15 protein-coding genes and 1 pseudogene are annotated in these 18229 nt (G+C 44.3%); 9 read left to right on the forward strand and 7 right to left on the reverse strand.

From position 1 onward, the window contains the following. Window positions 1-107 precede the first annotated feature (107 nt). Genes rnc through recO form a run of 3 tightly spaced genes read left to right on the forward strand, consistent with a single transcriptional unit; the run spans window position 108 to window position 2406 of the window. Window positions 108-794, forward strand: coding sequence for a ribonuclease III (gene rnc, locus CCS41_RS04010; RefSeq protein ID WP_072550322.1), 687 nt, complete (start codon window positions 108-110; stop codon window positions 792-794). Next, window positions 787-1698, forward strand: a complete 912-nt coding sequence (gene era, locus CCS41_RS04015) for a GTPase Era (RefSeq protein WP_072550323.1) — start codon at window positions 787-789, stop codon at window positions 1696-1698. Before rnc ends, era begins: the two co-directional genes overlap by 8 nt. A gap of 3 nt (window positions 1699-1701) precedes the next feature. Beyond that, window positions 1702-2406, forward strand: a complete 705-nt coding sequence (recO, locus tag CCS41_RS04020; protein ID WP_072550324.1) for a DNA repair protein RecO — start codon at window positions 1702-1704, stop codon at window positions 2404-2406. A 66-nt stretch (window positions 2407-2472) separates the two neighbouring features. On the opposite strand, the gene btuD is transcribed toward recO, so the two are convergent. Both btuD and btuC read right to left on the reverse strand, forming a co-directional pair. Next, a complete protein-coding gene (btuD, locus tag CCS41_RS04025) occupies window positions 2473-3264 on the reverse strand; it encodes a vitamin B12 ABC transporter ATP-binding protein BtuD (protein ID WP_072550325.1) in 792 nt (263 codons plus the stop codon). Beyond that, window positions 3242-4258: a vitamin B12 ABC transporter permease BtuC gene (btuC, locus tag CCS41_RS04030; protein ID WP_072550326.1), complete on the reverse strand. Its 1017-nt coding sequence runs from the start codon at window positions 4256-4258 to the stop codon at window positions 3242-3244. Before btuC ends, btuD begins: the two co-directional genes overlap by 23 nt. Before the next feature lie 188 nt (window positions 4259-4446). Between btuC and CCS41_RS04035 the strand changes: the two genes are divergently transcribed. After that, window positions 4447-5073 (forward strand): hypothetical protein, encoded by a 627-nt coding sequence (locus CCS41_RS04035; RefSeq protein ID WP_072550327.1) that lies wholly within the window; start codon window positions 4447-4449, stop codon window positions 5071-5073. Window positions 5074-5144: 71 nt separating this feature from the next. Here the strand turns inward: CCS41_RS04035 and CCS41_RS04040 are convergent, their stop codons facing one another. The 5 genes from CCS41_RS04040 to guaB all read right to left on the reverse strand — a co-directional run bounded on the left by CCS41_RS04040 (window position 5145) and on the right by guaB (window position 12921). Beyond that, entirely contained in the window at window positions 5145-6101 is a 957-nt protein-coding gene (locus CCS41_RS04040; RefSeq protein ID WP_072550328.1) for a hypothetical protein, read from the reverse strand. 180 nt (window positions 6102-6281) lie between these two features. Then, a complete protein-coding gene (locus CCS41_RS04045) occupies window positions 6282-8624 on the reverse strand; it encodes a PqiB family protein (RefSeq protein WP_072550329.1) in 2343 nt (780 codons plus the stop codon). After that, a complete protein-coding gene (gene yebS, locus CCS41_RS04050; RefSeq protein WP_072550330.1) occupies window positions 8593-9840 on the reverse strand; it encodes a membrane integrity lipid transport subunit YebS in 1248 nt (415 codons plus the stop codon). Before yebS ends, CCS41_RS04045 begins: the two co-directional genes overlap by 32 nt. Before the next feature lie 13 nt (window positions 9841-9853). Continuing rightward, window positions 9854-11434, reverse strand: a complete 1581-nt coding sequence (gene guaA, locus CCS41_RS04055; RefSeq protein ID WP_072550331.1) for a glutamine-hydrolyzing GMP synthase — start codon at window positions 11432-11434, stop codon at window positions 9854-9856. Between the two features lie 17 nt (window positions 11435-11451). Next, complete coding sequence (gene guaB, locus CCS41_RS04060; protein ID WP_162860096.1) at window positions 11452-12921, reverse strand: IMP dehydrogenase; 1470 nt, start codon at window positions 12919-12921, stop codon at window positions 11452-11454. Window positions 12922-13142: 221 nt separating this feature from the next. Between guaB and CCS41_RS04065 the strand changes: the two genes are divergently transcribed. From CCS41_RS04065 to folC, 5 genes and pseudogenes are all read left to right on the forward strand, one after another. Then, window positions 13143-14270 (forward strand): DUF3410 domain-containing protein, encoded by a 1128-nt coding sequence (locus tag CCS41_RS04065; protein WP_072550352.1) that lies wholly within the window; start codon window positions 13143-13145, stop codon window positions 14268-14270. An 11-nt stretch (window positions 14271-14281) separates the two neighbouring features. Beyond that, entirely contained in the window at window positions 14282-15076 is a 795-nt protein-coding gene (gene truA / locus CCS41_RS04070; protein WP_072550333.1) for a tRNA pseudouridine(38-40) synthase TruA, read from the forward strand. A 198-nt stretch (window positions 15077-15274) separates the two neighbouring features. Next, a pseudogene (locus CCS41_RS04075) lies at window positions 15275-15951 on the forward strand (DedA family protein). 65 nt (window positions 15952-16016) lie between these two features. Next, entirely contained in the window at window positions 16017-16922 is a 906-nt protein-coding gene (gene accD, locus CCS41_RS04080) for an acetyl-CoA carboxylase, carboxyltransferase subunit beta (protein ID WP_072550335.1), read from the forward strand. Further along, complete coding sequence (gene folC / locus CCS41_RS04085; protein WP_072550336.1) at window positions 16915-18195, forward strand: bifunctional tetrahydrofolate synthase/dihydrofolate synthase; 1281 nt, start codon at window positions 16915-16917, stop codon at window positions 18193-18195. Before accD ends, folC begins: the two co-directional genes overlap by 8 nt. Window positions 18196-18229 lie beyond the last annotated feature (34 nt).

Genomic DNA, 18229 nt, shown 5'->3' on the forward strand with positions numbered 1-18229 from the left:
CTCGGGGCGCTTTGACTTCACTTCACATAACGAATTATGGTTTTGCAAGAAGCCGAATGAAAGAGATTTGTCTTATTTCTAACGTATTGTTGAACTATTGGTAACTCATGAATCCCATCGTAATAGATAGGCTACAGCACAAGCTGGGCTACACTTTTCAGCAACAGGCACTTTTACTGCAAGCGTTGACGCATCGTAGTGCCGACAGTGAACACAATGAACGTTTAGAGTTTCTGGGTGATTCTATTTTGAATTTTGTTATTGCTAATGCACTCTATCAACGTTTTCCTTTGGTAGATGAAGGTGATATGAGCCGAATGCGTGCGACCTTGGTCAGGGGGGGTACCTTGGCTGAAATGGCGCGTGAATTTCACCTGGGTGAATGTTTGCGCCTGGGGCCTGGCGAGCTGAAAAGTGGTGGTTTTCGCCGCGAATCTATTTTGGCAGATACCGTGGAAGCAATTATTGGCGGCATATTTTTGGACAGTGATATACAAAAGGTTGGACAGTTAGTTCTAACCTGGTACGCCGAGCGTTTAGCAGAAATCAGCCCCGGTGAAAAACAGAAAGATCCAAAAACACGTTTGCAGGAATACCTGCAACGTTTGCATAGGTCCTTGCCTTCTTACCTGATTACCCAGGTCAGCGGTGAGGCTCATGATCAAAAATTTACTATCCACTGCCACGTCAGTGGCTTGAGTGAACCTGTGGTGGGGAGTGGATCAAGTCGCCGTAAAGCTGAACAAGCAGCAGCGGAACAAACATTAATAAAGTTGGAGCTGCAAGGTGAGTGAAGTACCAAAAAAATACTGTGGGTTTATTTCTATTGTTGGGCGCCCGAATGTTGGGAAATCCACTCTACTTAATGCGTTACTGGGGCAAAAAGTTTCCATTACTTCGCGCAAACCACAAACTACACGTCATCGCATTATGGGGATCCATACTGAAGGGGTTTATCAAACTATTTATGTTGATACACCTGGGCTACACATTGAAGAAAAACGCGCCATCAACAGGTTAATGAATCGAGCAGCGAGCAGTGCCATCGGAGACGTTGAATTAGTGATTTTTGTGGTTGAGGGAACCCACTGGACAGCTGATGACGAAATGGTGGTTAATAAACTGCGTCATGTACAGTGCCCAGTATTGTTGGCGATCAATAAAATTGATAATGTCATCGATAAATCAAAGCTATTACCGCATATGCAGTTTATTAGCCAACAAATGTCTTTCCTTGATATTGTTCCCATTGCGGCGGAAAAGAACATAAACCTGACAACTATCGCCAATATTGTGCGCCGATATATTCCAGAAGCGGAACATCACTTCCCAGAAAATTACATTACCGATCGTTCACAACGCTTTATGGCATCGGAAATCATTCGTGAAAAGCTGATGCGCTTTTTGGGTGAAGAGTTGCCTTATTCCGTAACAGTTGAAGTTGAACAATTTATAATCAATGCGCGCGGTGGTTACACCATTCACGGTTTAATTTTAGTGGAGCGAGAAGGCCAGAAAAAAATGGTTATTGGCAATAAAGGGGCAAAAATCAAAACTATCGGTATCGAAGCGCGTCAAGATATGGAACAGATGTTTATGGTTAAAGTCCATCTTGAATTATGGGTAAAAGTGAAATCGGGCTGGGCAGATGACGAACGCGCATTACGTAGCCTAGGCTACATCGATGATTTGAAATAAGCAGTGCTAAGAGAAGCCTGGCACCGCGCATTTGTTTTACATCGGCGCCCCTACAGTGAAACCAGCTTACTACTGGATCTTTTCACTGAAAAAGAAGGACGGATAACCGTCCTCGCCAAGGGTGCGCGTGGACGAAATTCTAATCTGAAAGGTTGCTTACAACCTTTTGTCCCGTTATTAGCCCGTTGGAGTGGCCGTGGAGAAATAAAAATCTTGTGTTATGCGGAACCGATTTCTCTTGCTTTGCCCCTCAGTGGCAACCTGTTATACAGTGGCTTCTATGTAAATGAGCTATTATCGCGTCTTTTGGAGCCTGGCACCAATTATTCGGAGCTATTTTTTGCCTATCTCCATTGTTTAAAAAATCTTAGTTTACAGAGCCTCACCAAAGGATCACCTGAACATGCCTTACGTCAATTTGAACTGGCGACGTTAGCCAACCTGGGTTACGGCGTCGATTTTCTTCACTGTGCACTCAGTGGACAAAAGGTGAAGGCGGGCATGATTTACCACTATCAACAAAAGAAAGGTTTTATCGTTAGTTCGGTAATAAGTAATGATAGTTTTACGGGTCGAGAGCTACAGGCTCTGGCTTGTGGAGAATTTCCTGATGTTGAAACCTTACGAGCCGCGAAACGTTTTACTCGCATGGCGTTGCGGCCTTATTTAGGCAACAAGCCATTGAAAAGCCGTGAGTTATTTCTATAAAGCGAAGTACGTGTCAATATTCTATTTATATTTAGACCGACAATTTACCATTGGTGATAATAGCCGCTATATAATCCAATCACGTTGATGAAAACGTTGTCGTTGAAATTCGATGCCGAATATTTTAGACAAGATTTTGGGCTGCATCACTTGTTTAGCCTTTCCTTGAATAACAACTCGACCAGCAGCTAATAACCAAATCTGATCGGCCTGTTGCAAACTATGATTTAAATCATGGGTACTGATAATGACACTGCGTCCGGCCTGACAAAATTTTCTTACCAAGTCGTTCAGCGCTGCTTTTTGCCCCACATCCAGGCTGTTAGCAGGCTCGTCGAGTAATAATATTTTGCTATCGCTATTAATATCCGGCCACACCTGCAAAAAAATCGCCGCTAGCCGAACTCGTTGCCATTCACCACCAGACAACAGGTTTAGCCTGTGCGGCAATTTATCTACTAAACGTAATTTTTGACATAGATAACCGATAGTGGCCACTACAGTAGGCCGATCGACACAGGTGCCGCCTGGCAGATGTAAAGCAAGATATTGTAATAGTGGCATTACCGCCGTCGCCGGTTGCTGTTGAGGGAGATAAGCTCGATAGCGCGCTAATTCATGCCCCTGATAGTCTGGTAATGATTTTCCCGCCAGAAGAACGGTTCCCTCTCCTGGTAGCAGACCTGCTATCCGCGCCAGTAGTGTGCTTTTACCCGCTCCGTTCGCACCAATAAGATGAATTTGTAACCCTGCTTCAACTTGAGCAGAAAAAGGTGCGAGACGGGAGCGGACCCCCACCTTGTCAAGTTGCATAATATTTCTGTAATCAGTTGTGCTACCATGTATTTTGGCTGCCATTTTGTACCCGCGTTAATAACCAGATAAAAACCGGTGAACCCAAAGTCGCTGTTACCACACCAATAGGTATCTCCGCCGAGGATAAGGCAACACGCGCCACGATATCGGCTAACAACAACACACTACCGCCACCCAGGGCGCAACCCAACAATAACCTCCGCTGATCGGTTAGACCCGTTAGCCGCAAAATATGCGGAATCACCAAGCCGATAAAGCTAATTACACCCGCCAGTGCCACGCTTATCCCTACTAATAAACCTATAGCCAGTATCAATAGATTGCGCCACAAATGATAGCGGATACCTAATTGCCGTGCCTGTTGTTCACCCAAGGCAATGAAGTTGAGTGCCCGTCCCTGACAGCATAACCACAAAACCACCGGCAATAATGCCAGCACCCCTCCTTGTTGACGCCAATCTATACCACCAAATCCACCCATCATCCAGTACATGAGCTGGCGCAGATCGAGGCTGCTACTGAAATAGACTGCCCAAGTCATGATAGCCCCACAGACAATGCCCAGTGCCACACCTACCAGTAATAGATGCGAGTTAGTGAGCTGATATCGGGCAAAAGCTAATAACAATAACGTCATCAATAATGCGCCGATAACCGCACTGGTACTGAGTAGGCTTACTGTTAATAAACTCCCACCGAACAAAATCGCCAAAACCAAACCCACACCTGCACCGTTAGCCACCCCTAATAATCCAGGTTCTGCTAGAGGGTTATCAAATAGCGCTTGCATGACCGCGCCAGATACCGCCAAACTCGCACCTACCATCATCACTGCCAGTGCTCGAGGTAGCCGCAATTGCCAGATAAACAACCGTCCTTGTTCACTAAACCATTGTGTTGGCCAAATCCAGGCATCGCCCGTACATAAATGCAGCAAAAATGTCATTATCGCTGCTGTCAATAATAAACAAAGATAATGCTGATCGCGTCTGCGCTGGTCTTTGTGCAATGAAATAAATAATTCACGGGGTTGCATAATTATTTTTTGCCCAATATCTATTAAGGTTATTATTTTAAAAGATTTGTAAAAATAAGTAAAATAAAGCTGTGTTTTCTTTATTTTTAATAATTATTATCTGTCTTATGGGCGTTTTTTTATATTTTTTACATGAAATTGAATTTAATATTGTCTAGATTTTTAAAAAAATTAATATTGAGGTAATCATGGGCATTATAAATTTAAACAATCAAATAAAACCTGTATTAATGCATGGTATAGGATTATTACGGCAGAAGAATCCAAAAGCTGATACTTTTATCAAAGGATTATTTAGCATAAATCAATCACAAGCAATAATGCACATAAATCATAGAATAACACAAGTACGTGCAGCGGGTGGTAGAGCAATCTCTCAGCTCAACCTTGCTAGTAAAGAAACTGGAGAAAACAGAAAAAAATTGGTTGATAATTTAAGAGAGAGTATGAAAGTTAAGACTAAAAAATTAGTAGATGAAATTCAAAATCCAACTATCACAGGAAGAAAAATCACTCAACTCACTAAAGAGATTCATGAGTGTCGCACTATAAATAGAAGTATCGATACTATACAAAAACAATATACAATAAGTCAACTTGACGAATGTAAAAAAAATTTAGAAAATAAAATAATTTATCTTGAAAAGCAAATAAAAAATAGGGGTAAGACAGAAAAGGGTTCTCCGAGCTACAAACGAAATCTTTTCGATCTAAAAGCAATAAAAACATTGCAAAATAATGTTAAAAGAATTGACTTTACAGTTCATGAACTAAATAAAATATACAATGAAAAGACACTTGAAACTAAACTCTAACAGATATCAATTATATTTAAATATCCGTTAAAGGTGTACACCTGCATAACAATACATTTTTGTTACACAGGTTAGTACTTCAACCAAGGCGATGACGTGCTCCAAAAAATAATATTCGCACCAAGATAATGCTCGGCATAATCGGTAAATTCGGCGCGTGTAAAGGGTTTCTGAGTGGCTGGATTAGTATAAGTCAGGGTCGGTTCTTGCACTGCCATTGCGACTAGGCTTAATTTTCCTTTATATTGATGAAAAAAAGGATAAGCATTTTTCATCTGACCCTTTTTGTTGGGAACAATATCCGGCCCACCCAATCCTATATTATTTTTCGCAGCGGTAGCGAAAAGCCGTGACATATATTGATGATCATTATTCCATTCACAAGGCCAGAAATTAACATATTGCACCACGTGAGATTTTTTAAATGCTTCTCTGGCAAAACGCATATTATCTATTTCTGCCTGGAAATATTTATCGCAACTAAACCCGGTTTTATCATGCTTGATATCCAAATCAATGGCAGTTTCTGGTAGATTCACAGCAAAAACTTGACCATCAAATTTTTTAGCTAATGCCGCAATCAATTTTTGATAGCGTTGTTGTACTGCAGGGTTCCATTGTTGCGCCACCCACCCTTGACCGATTGGCTTTCCTTCGCCCGGATTATCATATTGTGCTACTACGCCTCCTTGATAAATGGGTTGTTGCAATAAATAAGCGGGAACATTTTTAGCATCAGGTTCAAAAAAACGATCCTGGATTTGAATGACTAATTTTTTATTCAGGCCATTGAGATACGCTAAATCTTGTTCGATACGAGAAAAATCATATTCATCTTGGCCCTTTTCTAAAATTTTCCAATTGTAAACAATTTGTACACCTACAATATCAGGTCTAGTAATTAATGTTTGAAGCTGTTTTAAATCATCAGAAGCAGTATAGAGATAATTTTGTGGTACAGCCGCTAACCCAGAAAATGAAAGCACAGATAACAGGGTACTAATACCTATAAATCGTGATAAGTTCATACGATGATCCCTTGATGATTAATTGATCTCTTTAGAAACCTACTGCGTGATACGCATTCGGCGTTACGCGGTGCTCGCAATTCCCATGTACTGATATGTTAACCAAAGTTACTGTGCTCCGGGTACCTTGACTTCACATAACAAACTACGGTTTCGAAAGAAGTCTAGTGAGTATTTATTTCAAAGAGTGGGGATCGCCGTCCCCCAGTTTTTCCAACCTTTAGGTGCTTCGGTATTTAGAAGAAAATGTTGATTAACTTGAGCCTTGGGTGCTAACGGAACCGTAGGGGGCGTGGCAAAAGCAATGCCTCCACGAATAAATTGTCCAAAGGTTCCACTCTTTAATACACCACCGGTTAAACCAAATTCCAGGTTATAACCAGAGGCTAACCAAAATACACTATTCTGCCGCACCAAGTGTTGATATTTGGGGCTGATACATAGCGTAATCTGTACCCTGTCCGACATGCCACCTAGATTGAGTGCCCTGACCGTACCCACTTCTATCCCACGGAACAGCAACGGCGTCCCAACTTGTAATGACCCTGCTTCTACTGTATCGAGCACGATAATTAAACCTTCGGTAGCCTGGTTTACCGCCCTGGCACGTGCAACGGACTCTGATATATAGAGTAGGGGCTTAGCACTTTTATTTGTTGTTATTCCAGCCAGATTATCAAAACTGATAGCACCTTTTAATACTCTGTTAAGTGGCGAGGCTTGAATATTTAATCCACTGGTGTCAAGTTGTATTTTTGCACCCCCTTCTGTCCAAAAAATACTGTTATCTGTCAATAAGTTACGGTATTGCGGTTGAATATACACATCTACTTCAAATTGCTCGGCTTTTGGACGAATATTGACGATTTCTCCGACTTGAAATTTGCGGTACAACACCACCGAGCCAGTTTGTACGTCTGGCAGGCTATTAGCGACCAAAGTGAGCGTTATTGGTGTAGCACCAAACAAACCCTGCTGTGCTTTAGACACACTGCCATAAAGTAGATATTGTTTCAATGGCTTGCCACTGTTGCTGCCCGGTAGTAGAAGTATACCGCCGTCGATCCATTCCTGCGCACTGGCTCCCTCAATATCGATACCGTTAAAGCCAAGTTTGACACTAATTCGGCTATTGACCGCAAATTTGCTGTCCTGGTGCACTAAATGGCGATATGCCGCTTCGATTGCCGCAGTAAACATCACCCCTTTATTATTCAAACGACGGCTCAATATCTGACCAATTTTAATGCCGTTGAGAGTAATTGGCTGACCGACATCAATGCCATAACTTTGCGGCGCGTTCAATTGTAGCTGTAACACATTAGGTTGTTGTAACAAACTACTGATGCTATCGAGCACAGTAAAATGTTTTTGCAGCTCACCGCCACCCGGGAATAATTCCAAGGTATTACCCGTTAGGATCTCACTTAATTTTATTTCATTAAAGCTGATACGTGGACTTCTCATTTCAATACGGCTACCACTGCGCATTAAATCAACGACGGAAGGATCAATGGTGAGTTCGCCTGTGATTTTATTATCTGCTTGCAGCGTAACTGTGGTTAATGTTCCTACCTGTAATCCCTGGTAGATTAGCGGGGTACGCCCTTCATTTAGGTTATTAGCATTGGGTAAATCCAGTGTAATCGATACCCCACGTTGACTCTGTGCTAAATCATCATAAAGTTGGAACTGTTGGTCCATACCGGCGTTGCTACTGTGCGGCGGTGAATCAAAGGCAATAGCACCATTGACTAACGCGCTCATATTTTCCATTTGTACCGATAGGCCATTCAAGCTGAGTGTGCCTTTAAAACCGGACACATTCCAGAAACGGCTCTCACTTTTGACTAATTTGGCGAAACGGCGATCGATCAGGACATCGATGATAACACCACCGTGCTTTTGATCATTGCCTTGCTGATAATGGGGCTGTGGTGCAATGTTATAATCGTAAACTTTGCCCACTGGAATTTTACGATAGTAAACCAGCGAGCCTGTATTCAGTGATCCCAGATCATCAGCATAAAGATGAACCATCAATTCACCGGTGTTTTGATGGAATTTGGGTTGGGTATCCAATGCAGTAAAATGTGTTTGTAGTTTGCCAGAACCCGGCATAATACCGATATAATTACCGCCAACTAAAGCATCCAGCCCAGAGACGCCGGCCAAAGAGGCCTTAGGTGTCACCAGCCAGAATTGGGTACCGCTACGTAACGCGTTTTTCAAGTCATTTTTGATATTGGCCTTGACTTCAATGTTGCTCAGATTTTGATTCAGATTGACAGATTGCACCACGCCAACATCAACCCCCTGATAACGGATAGGTGTACGTCCGGCGACAATTCCGGCAGCAGACTGGAAATCGATAGTGACTTCTGTACCACGTTGTTGCCAGTTGTTATAAACTAGTCCACCCGCGATCAGAAGCGCAATAAAAGGCAATAACCAGAAGGGAGAAATCCGGCTCTTATGCTTAATCTGAGCCTTAATCGGTGTATTCGGCGTTTCCTGTTGCATGTGCATCCCAAATTAATCGGCTGTCTAGCCACTCAACAGCAAGAATAGTCAAAATAACCGCCGATCCAAAATAAAAAGCAGCAGGTCCCATAGTAAAAGCAATCAGCTGATCGCGATTAATCAGCGACATCATTAACGCAATAACAAACAAATCGAGCATTGACCAACGACCAATCCAGGTAATCACGCGTAGCAAGCGTATCCGTGTTCTTAAGCTATGCTGTGTTTTTAGATGAATACTGAGCAATAACGTGACCAATACGATAATTTTGGTCAGTGGCACTAACACACTGGCGATAAAAACCACCAGTGCAATCGGCACATGACCCGCAGATGCCAACGCAACCACGCCAGAGAAAATAGTATCTTCTACGCGCATTCCATTAACATAGACCACTGAGATAGGCAGTAAATTAGCGGGTAGTAATAACACCATCGCGGCAATCAGCGCCGCCCAGGTTTTTTGCAAGCTATGAAGACGACGATGGTGTAGCGAGGTATGACAGCGTGGGCAGCGGCCACGTTCATCAGGACAGCAGGTATGGTGACATGGCAAACAAATCTCTAAGGTCGTTGCAGATCTGTCAACCTGTCGCTGAGGGTAGAAGCGTTCCCACAACTGCTCGACATTCAAATGTATTAACGTCAGCAAAGTCAGTAGTGTCAACAATAAATAAGCGATTAGACCCACACCAGCGGTAATAACTGCAAATTCTTTTATTTTTATACAAGCTATCGCGATACCAACAAGATAGATATCGAGCATGGCCCATTCTTTTAACCGTTCGAGTATCAGTAATACCGGACGTAAATTGAGGCCAATACGGCGTCCAATCTTTAAATAGAGAATGGAAAATATCAGGACCGCCGGTGCACCAATAGTACAGAAAAAAACCATGCCAGCTGTCAGCGGGTCTCCCTGGCGAGATATTTGCCAAATGCCGGTCAGCAAACTGGCATCGATCCAGGTACCGAGCAGACGAATACTGATTAATGGTTCGCTAAAAGCGAATGGCATTAATAACAGCATTGTCACCGCCATCGCACTCAAACGTATCAGTGACCAGTCGTGTCCACTGGCTATTTTTGCACGACAACGCGGACAATAAGCGCTTTGTTTATTATGCAAAACGGGCAAGCTAAGCAACAGGTCACATTGGCTGCATCGCTGAATGCGTTCTGTGGATAATGGTCGCTGAATAGCTGCTATTTTCATAAACCTCTGTCTATCATTCCCACTCTATTGTTGCTGGAGGCTTGCCACTAATATCATATACCACGCGAGAAATACCTTTGACCTCATTAATGATTCTATTAGAAACGCGACCCAGAAAATCATACGGCAGGTGTGCCCAATGTGCTGTCATAAAATCGATAGTTTCCACCGCTCGCAGAGAAACGACCCAATCGTATTTGCGTTCATCACCCATCACCCCGACTGAACGTACCGGTAGAAAGACGGTAAATGCCTGGCTGACTTTGTCATATAAATCAGATTTATGTAGTTCTTCAATAAAAATAGCATCGGCGCGTCGTAGTAAATCACAGTATTCTTTTTTTACTGAGCCTAGTATGCGAACGCCGAGACCTGGGCCAGGGAAGGGATGGCGGTATAACATGTTATACGGTAAGCCCAGTGCTAAACCGATTTTACGCACTTCGTCCTTAAAGAGTTCTTTTAGCGGTTCAACCAGACCTAATTTCATGTCTTTCGGTAAACCACCGACATTATGATGAGATTTAATAACATGCGCTTTGCCAGCGGCGGACGCTGCAGATTCGATAACATCAGGGTAGATAGTGCCCTGTGCTAACCATTTGACGCCTTGTTGTTTACTGGCCTGTTTATCAAACACTTCAACAAACACCCGTCCGATAGTCTTACGTTTTTCTTCGGGATCATCAATGCCAGACAACGCCTCTAGAAAAAGATCTTCTGCGGCAATAGGGATAATATTAAGGCCAAATTGATCGCCAAACATTGCCAGTACTTGCTCTGCTTCTCCTAGACGCAACAGACCGTTATCAATAAAAACACAAGTTAGGCGTTTACCAATCGCGCGGTGCAGCAACATGGCCGTCACCGATGAATCAACACCACCGGATAAACCCAGGATAACCTGGTCATCCCCAATTTTCTTACGCAGCTTTTCTACTGTATTTTCAATGATATTAGCAGGTGTCCATAACGCTGCACAATGACAGATGTGCAGCAAAAAATGCTTCAGCAGGTGCTGCCCTTGCGTGGTGTGTGTGACTTCTGGATGAAATTGTACGCCATAAAAATGTTTTGTCTCATTGGCGATAATGGCAAAGGGACAGCTATCCGTACTGGCTACAGTGACAAAGTCTGGCGGAGTCGCGATCACTTTATCTCCATGGCTCATCCAAACATCCAGTAATGGATCGCCGGCAGGGTTGCGGGCATCCTGAAGATTATCGGTCAAAGCACACTTTGTTTTAATTTCAACTTGAGCATACCCAAATTCACGTTGTTCGGAACCTGCTACTTTTCCGCCCAATTGTAACGCCATCGTTTGCATGCCATAGCATATACCTAATACGGGAACACCTGCGGTGAATACGTAGTCTGGTGCGCGTGGGCTGTTATCTTCAGTCGTGCTCTTTGGGCTGCCAGAGAGAATGATACCGCTTGGCTGAAATCTACGGATTTTTTCTTCAGTTACGTCCCACGCCCATAGCTCACAATAAACACCAATCTCACGCACTCGACGTGCCACCAGTTGAGTATATTGAGAACCAAAATCAAGAATAAGAATGCGATGCTGCTGGTGGATATTTTTTGTCATTTTGCTGTATTCCAAAATTAGCCCATACGGTAATTAGGTGATTCTTTGGTAATAGTCACATCGTGTACGTGGCTTTCCTGAATACCTGCCCCGCTAATACGGACGAATTTCGCTTTGGTACGTAATTCAACGATGGTCGCGCAACCGGTTAGCCCCATACATGAACGTAGCCCTCCCATTTGTTGGTGAACGATCTCTTTCAGTAAACCTTTGTAGGCAACACGCCCTTCAATGCCTTCGGGTACCAGTTTGTCTGCTGCGTTGTCAGTTTGGAAGTAACGATCGGATGACCCCTTAGACATCGCTCCCAGTGATCCCATACCACGATAAGATTTGAATGAGCGCCCTTGATACAACTCGATTTCACCCGGTGATTCTTCTGTTCCTGCGAGCATTGATCCCACCATCACACAGGATGCCCCGGCAGCAATCGCTTTGGCAATATCACCAGAGAAACGAATACTACCATCGGCGATAACCGGGATGTCTCTTTCCGCCAGTGCATCCACTACGTCAGAAACGGCGGTAATCTGTGGCACGCCTACGCCGGTTACGATTCGAGTGGTACAAATTGATCCGGGGCCAATACCGACTTTCACTGCATTAACACCCGCCTCGGCTAGTGCTATCGCACCGGCTGCGGTCGCGACATTACCGCCGATAATTTGCAAATCAGGGTATTTAGCACGTGTTTCACTGATACGCTGTAGTACGCCTGCTGAATGACCGTGGGAAGAATCGATCAATAAAATATCAATACCTGCCGCCACTAGCGCATCAATTCGCTTTTCATTATCACTACTGACAGCAGCACCGACAGCAGCACCAACACGCAAGCGTCCCCGTTCATCTTTACAGGCATTCGGCTTACGTTCCGCTTTTTGGAAATCTTTGACGGTGATCATACCGAGCAGATGAAAGTTTTCATCCACAACCAAGGCTTTTTCCACCCGTTTTTCATGCATTTTTTGCAAAACAACTTCACGTGCTTCATCTTCCTTAACGGTGACCAGGCGTTCTTTTGGCGTCATGACTGCTGTGACGGGTTGATCTAAATCGGTAACAAAACGGACATCACGTCCAGTGATAATGCCTACCAGCTCACGATCTTTAGTGACCACGGGATAACCGGCAAAACCGTTACGGTCGGTTCGTTCTTTTACTTGACGCAGGGTGGTTGTTGGGGTGACGGTTTGCGGTTCAGTGACCACACCGCTTTCGTGTTTTTTCACGTGGCGGACTTCTTCAGCCTGCCGTTCAATAGACATATTTTTATGGATAAAGCCCAAACCGCCTTCTTGTGCTAATGCAATGGCGAGACGAGACTCGGTGACGGTATCCATAGCCGCGGAGAGCATAGGAATATTCAATTGGATGGTTTGGGTTAGCTGAGTCTCAAGCTTCGCGTTATTAGGTAAAACAGTCGAATGGGCGGGAACCAGGAGAAGGTCATCAAAGGTTAGTGCTTCTTTCAAAATACGCAACATGGGCAATATCTCACCAGAGTGGAGGTAGAAAAGACAAAATATTGCCGTGGCATTATACAGAGCGTCACCTGTTGCCTCCAGCATTTTTATATAATTTTTTACGGATCCCAAAATAAGGCTGTGCTGTGGAGTTTAGTAGGACGATTGGGTTTCCGCTCATGGCGTGGCAAAATGGTTTCCCCGTTATCTATCGAGCAAGCAGTATCTTGTTGGAGCATAAAGTGAAAATTGTAGTTGATGAAAATATGCCATATGCAAAACCCTTGTTTCAGCGCATGGGTGTTGTTGAGACTGTGCCCGGTCGTCCGATACCACAATCAGCATTGGTTGACGCTGATGCTTTGATGGTACGTTCAGTGACGACAGTCAATGCGGAACTACTGCAGAACACCAAGATCCAATTTGTTGGAACTGCCACTGCCGGTACGGATCATGTGGATGAGAGTTGGTTACATCAGCAAGAGATCCACTTTGCCTCTGCACCAGGTTGTAATGCTATTGCAGTGGTAGAATACGTTTTCTCTGCGCTCATGGCACTGGCGGAGCGTGATGGTTTCGCATTACGAGATAAAACGGTCGGTATTATCGGTGTTGGCAATGTGGGATCGCGGTTGAATGCACGCCTCAATGCATGGGGTGTTACTACCTTATTGTGTGATCCACCACGTGCTGATCGTGGAGATAAGGGAACGTTCCTACCACTAGAAAAACTGGTGTGTGAAGCCGATATACTTACCTTTCATACTCCGTTGCATAAAGATGGCGCTTACCGTAGCCTGCACCTGGTTGATCACGAGTTGTTGGCAGCACTACCGGATAACCGTATTTTGATTAACAGCTGTCGTGGTGCTGTAGTAGATAACAATGCACTGTTACAGGCCTTACAAAAAGGTAAAAAACTCAGTGTGGTCTTGGATGTTTGGGAAAATGAGCCGCAACTTTCCTTACCCTTGCTAGCCCGAGTAGATATCGGTACACCTCACATTGCCGGTTACACTTTGGAAGGTAAGACCCGAGGAACCACGCAACTTTTCGAAGCCTTTAGCCATTATTGTGGTCAGGCCCAGTCGATTGCCTTGACCTCTTTATTACCGCCCGCAAAGCTGAATCTGCTACGGCTTCATGCGGTATTGGATGAAAGCAAATTAAGACGATTAATGCACTTAGTGTATGATGTGCGCCTTGACGATAGTGCTTTGTGCCGCATAACGGGGGACGTTTCTCAGTTTGATAGCTTACGAAAACACTATCAGGAGCGACGGGAATGGTCATCTCTCTGTGTGCAGTGTGACGACGCTGCTAGCGCTGACCTTTTGCAACGACTGGGTTTTAATACTCAACTGGAATAATTTTAAGCAACATGTCTAAGCACTATAATATTGCCTTGGGAATTGAATATAATGGCAACGGCTATCATGGTTGGCAACGCCAAAAACAGAGTGCCAGCATACAGGGTTGTCTTGAGGCGGCTTTATCCAAGATCGCTGATCAATCAATAAACGTATTTTGTGCTGGGCGCACTGATGCAGGTGTCCATGCTACAGGTCAAGTGGTTCATTTTGTCACTACGACTTCACGTGAAGAATCTGCCTGGACGATAGGAACTAATACGCATCTGCCTGCAGATATTACCGTTCGCTGGATGAAAACTGTCACTGAAGATTTTCATGCCCGTTTTAGTGCCAACGCTCGACGTTATCATTATATTATTTTTAATCATCGCTATCGTCCCGCTATTCTTGCGCACGGGGTTACCCATTACCCGAAATCACTCGATGCACAAAAAATGGCACGCGCAGCACAATATCTGTTGGGAGAGCATGATTTCACCTCATTTAGAGCGTTACAATGCCAAGCGAAAACTGCGCGACGGGAGGTGAAACATGTCATAGTAAGTCGCTATGGTGATTATATTATGATAGATATCAAAGCTAACGCGTTTTTACATCATATGGTGCGTAATATCGTTGGTAGTTTAATAGAAATTGGTGTGGGTCATAAAAATGAGAATTGGTTAGCACAGCTACTCATGTTAAAAGATCGTACCCAAGCTGCCGCGACGGCAAAAGCAAATGGCCTGTATTTAGTGGGTGTTGATTATCCAACGAGATTTGCGTTGCCACAAAGCACATCAGTACCCTTTTTTTATGGCTAACGGTAGCGATAATTGATTCATTAGACTTCTTGAAAACCGGCGTTCGTTATGTGAAGTTAAGGCGCTGGTGCACTACAACCTTCGTTAATATACGAGTACATGAAGATTGCGAGCACCAGGTAACGCCGAATTCATACCACGCAGTAGATTATGCAAGAGGTCTATTCGACGAGCGTTTATTTAACCTGAGAGTAGCACATGGAATTTATAGGCTTAGTGATCAATTTTATTTTACATATTGATGTCCATCTGGCGGAGCTAGTGACGCAATACGGCCTTTGGGTCTACGCTATACTTTTTTTGATCCTGTTTTGTGAAACCGGCCTGGTAGTGACACCTTTTCTGCCGGGGACTCATTATTGTTTGCCGCTGGCGCGCTGGCGACACTGCCTTCTAATGATTTGAATGTCCATCTGATGGTTGCTTTGATGGTCATTGCGGCTATTGCAGGTGATGCACTCAACTACACTATTGGTCATTTATTCGGCAAAAAACTTTTCAGTGACCCCCATTCCAAACTATTTCGCCAGGCTTACCTGGATAAAACCCATGATTTTTATAAAAAATACGGTGGGAAAACCATCATTTTGGCACGTTTTGCGCCTATAATTCGTACGTTTGCTCCTTTTGTCGCCGGAATGGGCAAAATGTCCTATCGTCGCTTTACTGCCTACAACCTGATTGGGGCGCTAGTATGGGTGCTGTCATTTACCTATGCTGGTTATCTTTTTGGTCATTTGCCGATAGTACAGAAAAATCTTAAGTTATTAATTGTTATGATTATTGTGTTTTCAATTCTGCCGGCGGTGCTTGAAATTTATCGACATCGGCGTGCAGCAATACATCAAAAAAATAAACCTTTTGCGAAACCGTAGCTTGTGCTGTGAAACCGGTACGCCCGGAGCGGTTTTATAAGCAATATTGTGATAGGAAATTAACGATGAGCTGGATTGAACGAATTCTTACTAATAAAATTGCATTCTCCCGTAAAGCGAATATTCCTGAAGGGGTATGGACCAAATGCAGCGGTTGCGAGAAAGTTCTCTACCGTATCGAATTGACGCATAATCTGGAAGTTTGTCCTAATTGTAATCATCATATGCGTATTTCCGCACGTGTGCGTTTACTCGCCTTCCTGGACAAAGATAGCGATATGATAGAGCTGGGAGAAGAACTGACGCCAAAGGATACTTTAAAATTCAAAGATATTAAAAAATACAGTGACAGATATACTGCGGCACAAAAAGCAACCAATGAGAAAGATGCTCTCGTCGTCATGAAAGGAACCTTGTTTACTATGCCTCTCGTGGCGGCCTGTTTTGAGTTCTCTTTTATGGGAGGGTCGATGGGATCTGTCGTTGGAGCACGTTTTGTGCGCGCGGTTGAACAGGCGTTGCAAGATCACTGCCCATTAGTCTGTTTTTCTTCCAGTGGTGGCGCACGTATGCAAGAAGCGTTGATGTCACTGATGCAAATGGCAAAGACCAGCGCCGCGCTGGCCAAAATGCAAGAAGCGGGCCTGCCGTATATTTCGGTACTGACCGATCCAACGATGGGAGGCGTTTCTGCTAGTCTGGGAATGCTAGGTGATATTAATATCGCGGAGCCAAAAGCACTGATCGGTTTTGCTGGCCCCAGGGTGATTGAACAAACAGTAAGAGAAGTATTACCCTCTGGTTTTCAACGCAGCGAATTTTTGATCGAAACAGGGGCGATTGATATGATCGTGCATCGCCTGCAAATGCGCCAAACCCTGGCAAGTCTCCTATCTAAACTTACTCATCAACCGCAGCCAGTCATCACTGCCGCTAACGTTGAACAGCTTGCAGTGATGCCAAATGAATAATCCTCCTCCTCTCCCTCAGCCGACTTCTTCTCTGGCAACCTGGTTGTCCTATGTAGGATCATTGCACCATCAGGAGATTGATTTAGGCCTGGAACGCATCAAAAAGGTTGCCGAACGTATCGATCTGCTAAAGCCTGCAACTCATGTATTCACTATCGCGGGTACCAACGGTAAGGGTACAACCTGCTGCGTATTGGAGAAGATTCTACTTGCTGCAGGTTTACGGGTAGGAGTCTACAGTTCACCGCATCTTTTACGTTACACCGAGCGTGTGCGTATTCAGGGGCGGGAACTCAGTGAAACAGCACACTGTTACTCTTTCGCTGAGATTGAAGCGGCACGCGGTGATATTTCATTGACTTATTTTGAATTTGGCACTTTGTCAGCGTTGCATCTGTTTAAACAGGCAGCACTTGATGTCGTTATCCTAGAAGTTGGACTTGGCGGACGTTTAGACGCCACCAATATTATTGATTCCGACGTCGCTGCGATCACCAGTATCGGTCTTGATCATACTGATCGGTTAGGCACTGATCGAGAAAGTATTGCGCGTGAGAAATCGGGGATATTCCGCCGCGATAAACCGGCAATAGTGGGTGAACCTGATAGGCTTCATTCCATTGAGACAGTTGCCACAACGTTAGGGGCTAGGCTTTATCGCTATCATGACGCTTGGCAATTTAGCCAACAGGATAACGGTTGGTGCTGGCAGAGTGGCTCATACCGATTAGCCAATTTGCCTTTGCCCAAAGTACCCCTACAAAATGCCGCGACGGCATTGGCGGTACTGCATTATTCTACTTTTTCGATCAGTGAGTTAGCTATTCATCAAGGTTTGCAGGCCGCTTATTTGCCAGGGCGTTTTCAGATCGTCAGTGAACAACCCATGTTGATCCTGGATGTTGCCCATAATCCTCATGCAGCTGCTTATCTGGCTCGACGGCTTGCTCAGTTGCCAGAACGATTAGGTAAAGTACGTGCTGTTGTGGCGATGCTAGCTGATAAAGATATTGCGGCGACCCTCGCTTGCTTATCTCAACAAGTCGATAAATGGTACTGTGCATCATTAACCGATCTGCGCGGTGCATCCGTGGAATGGTTAGCACAACATTTACCAGAGCAACGTGCAAATCAAGATGTGCCTTGTTTATTTGCTGATGTTACCCATGCCTGGCATCAGGCAATGCAGGATGCAGATCCACAGGATGTCATTATTGTCTGCGGATCCTTTCACACTGTTGCTTATGTCATGACAGCGTTAAAAACGGTTTAATGGCCGTCGTCATCAAAATTGGTAATTTATCGAA

The organism is Candidatus Fukatsuia symbiotica (assembly GCF_003122425.1).
GTDB lineage: Bacteria > Pseudomonadota > Gammaproteobacteria > Enterobacterales > Enterobacteriaceae > Fukatsuia > Fukatsuia symbiotica.